Below are 4,020 nucleotides of genomic sequence, written 5' to 3'. Positions count from 1 at the left end.
TCCCCCTGAATTTCTTCCCCACATATCCCCATTGGGCTGGGCGCACATTCTACTGACTGGCGAATATCTTTGGCCCAAGGAACCGAAAGCTTAGGGTGTCATTTCGCCCTCAGCCGGAACCGACCCCATGTCTGCGCTTCGAAGGCTGCGACGGCACCCAGCACTTAGCGGCCGCCTTGGCGAAAACACAAAACGAACTCAACGGCCAGGACGCTCAGTTGCAAACTGCCGACACCAGACTCCTTTCCAAAAAATCACGTGAATTCCTGCTGGATGGTGAAGGGAATATCCTGATCGATCGTTATGAGTGGTTCCTCTATCAACAGATTCCTGATCGCCTGAATGGCCAGCTGACGCTGCCTGATATCACTAAATACCGGGCACTCGACGCCGACCTGATCGACGGGGAACATTGGCGAAAAAACAAATATACGCTGCTTCAACAGAGCCATTTTACAAAATTAGCGGAGGAGCCTGAAAAGCTGATCAAACAGATGGCCATGGAATTGGATACCCGTTTGTACGAAGTCGGCGAATATCTTGAACAGGAAGACAACCGGAATATCATCTTGCGTAATCCGCAGGGTAAACGCTTCTGGCGCCTGCCTTCGGCCAGCAAACATCATCTGGTCAACAATCCCTTCTTCCAGCAAATTCCCACAACGGGGATTGCGGATGTACTGCGCATGGTTGATCGTGACACCGGTTTCATTGACTGCTTCGCTCATGTGCTGGGTTCCCAATCCAGAAGCCGTTCCCATGAATATGACCTGTTGGCAATTCTGGTCGGCAATGCAACCAATCAAGGCATTTACGGCATGGCACAGATCTCTGATCGTACCTATGATCAGCTCAGCACTATCCAGGCGAACTATCTTCGCCTGGAAACATTGAATGCTGCTAACGACAACATCAATAACGCGACAGCCAAGCTACCCATCTTCCGGTACTACAACATCCAGGAAGATGTGATCCACGCCAGTGCCGATGGTCAAAAGTTCGAAGCCCGGCGCGAGACCTTCAAAACCCGTTATTCGTCGAAGTACTTTGGCACTCAAAAAGGTGTTTCTGCCATGACCTTGATCGCCAATCACGCTGCGATCAACGCCAGAGTGATCGGCGCCAACGAACATGAATCGCACTACATCTTTGATTTGTTGATGAGCAATACGTCAGACATCATTCCGGATGTGCTCTCAACCGATACCCATGGGGTGAACCATGTGAACTTCGCGTTACTGGATCTGTTCGGATACCAGTTTGCCCCACGCTATGCCCAGGTTGGCAAAGTGATCAATGACATGTTTGATGTCAAGGAAGACAAAGAACACCGAATTCAGCTGTGCTTAAAAAAGCCAATCAATACCCATCGTATTGCGCAGCACTGGGATACCATCCAACGGATTGCAGTATCACTTAAGCAGCGGAAAACAACGCAAGCCACCTTGGTGAGAAAGCTCTCGGAGTACAAGCGCAATCACCCGCTGCTGGAAGCCCTGACGGAATACAATCGCCTGGTGAAAGCGAATTATCTACTGTGCTACATCGATGATGCCAGTTTAAGAAACTATGTTCAGCGCGCGCTGAACCGGGGAGAGGCCTATCACCAACTGCGTCGGGCCGTGAGCAGCGTCAATGGGGATCAGTTCCGGGGCAGTTCAGACGAAGAAATCCAGCTATGGAATGAGTGCGCTCGCCTGGTCACCAATGCCATCGTTTACTTCAACTCCAGGATACTCAGCCAGCTGTTGACCAGCTTCGAATACCAAGGAGATACCAAGAGAATAGATATCGTCAAACAGGCATCCCCTGTGGCCTGGCACAACATTAACCTCAAGGGGACTTACCACTTCGAATTGAGCGAAAAATTGCCAGATCTGGAGGAGCTTATGCGCTCAATCGAGGGATATTTACCCGTCAGCGAAAAGTAATACCCCTCTGGAGGCCACGGACGGCGCGGCCTCCAGAGCACTTTGTCGTTTTTGGACGGAAAATCCCTAGAACCCCATTTTGCCATTCAGATGTGCCGCGAGATCGGATTACCTCTGTTTCCGGGTTTTAGTGCCGAGGCCAGAGAAACTCTCCTCCACTACCGTTGGCCGGGCAATATTCGTGAACTGAAAAACGTCGTGGAGCGATCCGTTTACCGGCATGGAACCAGTGATTACCCGCTGGATGAGATAATCATTGACCCCTTCCGCCGCCACACTACTCAGCCGCAGGCGCCGGAAACTAAACCGATGTCTGTAGGGTTACCGCTGGATCTGCGTGAATTCCAGCAGCAGCAAGAGAAAGACTTTCTACAAACCAGCTTACAGCAGGCAAAATTTAACCAGAAAAAAGCCGCTGAATTACTGGGTCTGACTTACCATCAGCTTCGCGCTTTGCTGAAAAAACACCAGATTTAACGCACATTTGCAGATGTCATATTGGCGGATTTGACGCATAACCTCATCAGGGTTTACCATGACGCCATTACTGTATAAAAAACAGGTACAAATATGGCTCTGGCACTCGTTGGCGAAAAAATTGACAGAAACCGTTTCACCGGTGAGAAAATTGAAAATAGTACATTTTTTAACTGTGATTTTTCAGGTGCCGACCTGAGCGGCACTGAATTTATCGGCTGTCAGTTCTATGATCGTGAAAGCCAGAAAGGGTGCAATTTTAGTCGTGCGATGCTGAAAGATGCCATTTTTAAAAGCTGTGATTTATCCATGGCGGATTTTCGCAATTCCAGTGCGCTGGGCATTGAAATTCGCCACTGCCGCGCACAAGGCGCAGATTTCCGCGGCGCAAGCTTTATGAATATGATCACCACGCGCACCTGGTTTTGTAGCGCATATATCACGAATACCAATCTAAGCTACGCCAATTTTTCGAAAGTCGTGTTGGAAAAGTGTGAGCTGTGGGAAAACCGTTGGATAGGTGCCCAGGTACTGGGCGCGACGTTCAGTGGTTCAGATCTCTCCGGCGGCGAGTTTTCGACTTTCGACTGGCGAGCAGCAAACTTCACACATTGCGATCTGACCAATTCGGAGTTGGGTGACTTAGATATTCGGGGCGTTGATTTACAAGGCGTTAAGTTGGACAACTACCAGGCATCGTTGCTCATGGAGCGACTTGGCATCGCGGTGATTGGTTAGCATTCACGGAGCGGTAAGTACCGCTCCCGCCCTTATACAATAGTGTCCGCCCTTGCCTTAAAAGTCACTTTCGACGCACAGATCGTAAACGTTAGAGGGTTCCGGTCCCCCCATCAGAACACCAGACCTGACCAGACGTATAGCTGTTCTCCCGAGCGGCCAGGGTGACATAAAGCGGCGCGATTTCCACCGGTTGACCAGGGCGTCCCAGCGGCGCATTTGCCCCAAATTTCTCCACCTTTTCCTGCGGTTGACCACCACAGCACTGCAGTACAGTCCAGTATGGACCCGGCGCGACGGCATTGACACGGATCCCTTTCGGGGCCAGCTGTTTCGCCAGCGATTTAGTAAATGCCACGATAGCTGCTTTAGTCTGAGCATAATCAAGCAAGATTTCACTTGGCTCATAAGCCTGTACGGAGGAGGTATTAATTATCACGCTGTCTGGTGAAAGATGGGGTATGGCCGCTTTGGTGATCCAAAACATAGCGTAAACATTGGTTTTGAATGTTGCGTCGAAGTCTTCTGTGGTGAGTTCCTCAATTGACTCACAAAATTGCTGACGACCCGCATTATTGACGAGGATATCCAACCCTCCCAGTCCTTTTACCGCCTGTGTTACCAGATGACCGCAAAAAGCCTCATCACGGATATCTCCGGGGATGGCCAAAACATTTCTGCCTGCTTTTTTTATCAGATCGACCACTTCACGCGCATCGTCTTCTTCTTCAGGTAAATAGTTAATCGGGCACTGTTGCAAAGTTAGCGATGAGGCAGCCTTTTGTCTTATTCAAAGGCCTTACATTTCAAAAACTCTGCTTACCAGGCGCATTTCGCCCAGGGGATCACCATAATAAAATGCTGAGGCCTGGCC

The 4,020-nt window shown here is 50.0% G+C and carries 2 protein-coding genes and 3 pseudogenes; 3 read left to right on the top strand and 2 right to left on the bottom strand.

Translation table 11 applies throughout. The features are described 5' to 3' along the window. Positions 1-128: 128 nt before the first annotated feature. The 3 genes and pseudogenes from K2184_RS28815 to K2184_RS28805 all read left to right on the top strand — a co-directional run. Positions 129-1,931, top strand: a pseudogene (locus K2184_RS28815) (Tn3-like element IS3000 family transposase); the annotation flags it as partial. A 75-nt stretch (positions 1,932-2,006) separates the two neighbouring features. Next, a pseudogene (locus K2184_RS28810) lies at positions 2,007-2,408 on the top strand (helix-turn-helix domain-containing protein); the annotation flags it as partial. 93 nt (positions 2,409-2,501) lie between these two features. Further along, the gene (locus K2184_RS28805) at positions 2,502-3,146 is read left to right on the top strand and encodes a quinolone resistance pentapeptide repeat protein QnrB1 (RefSeq protein WP_014386481.1); all 645 of its coding nucleotides are present in this window, start codon (positions 2,502-2,504) and stop codon (positions 3,144-3,146) included. Positions 3,147-3,237: 91 nt separating this feature from the next. On the opposite strand, the gene K2184_RS28800 is transcribed toward K2184_RS28805, so the two are convergent. Continuing rightward, positions 3,238-3,936: an SDR family oxidoreductase gene (locus tag K2184_RS28800; RefSeq protein ID WP_254893718.1), complete on the bottom strand. Its 699-nt coding sequence runs from the start codon at positions 3,934-3,936 to the stop codon at positions 3,238-3,240. Positions 3,937-3,945: 9 nt separating this feature from the next. Further along, positions 3,946-4,020: pseudogene (locus K2184_RS28795) on the bottom strand (IS6 family transposase); the annotation flags it as partial.

The sequence above is a fragment of the Klebsiella sp. K5-306 genome (assembly GCF_051835185.1).
GTDB lineage: Bacteria > Pseudomonadota > Gammaproteobacteria > Enterobacterales > Enterobacteriaceae > Klebsiella > Klebsiella oxytoca.
The sequence above is the reverse complement of the archived record's forward strand: the minus strand, read 5'-3'. Positions and strand labels throughout refer to the sequence as shown.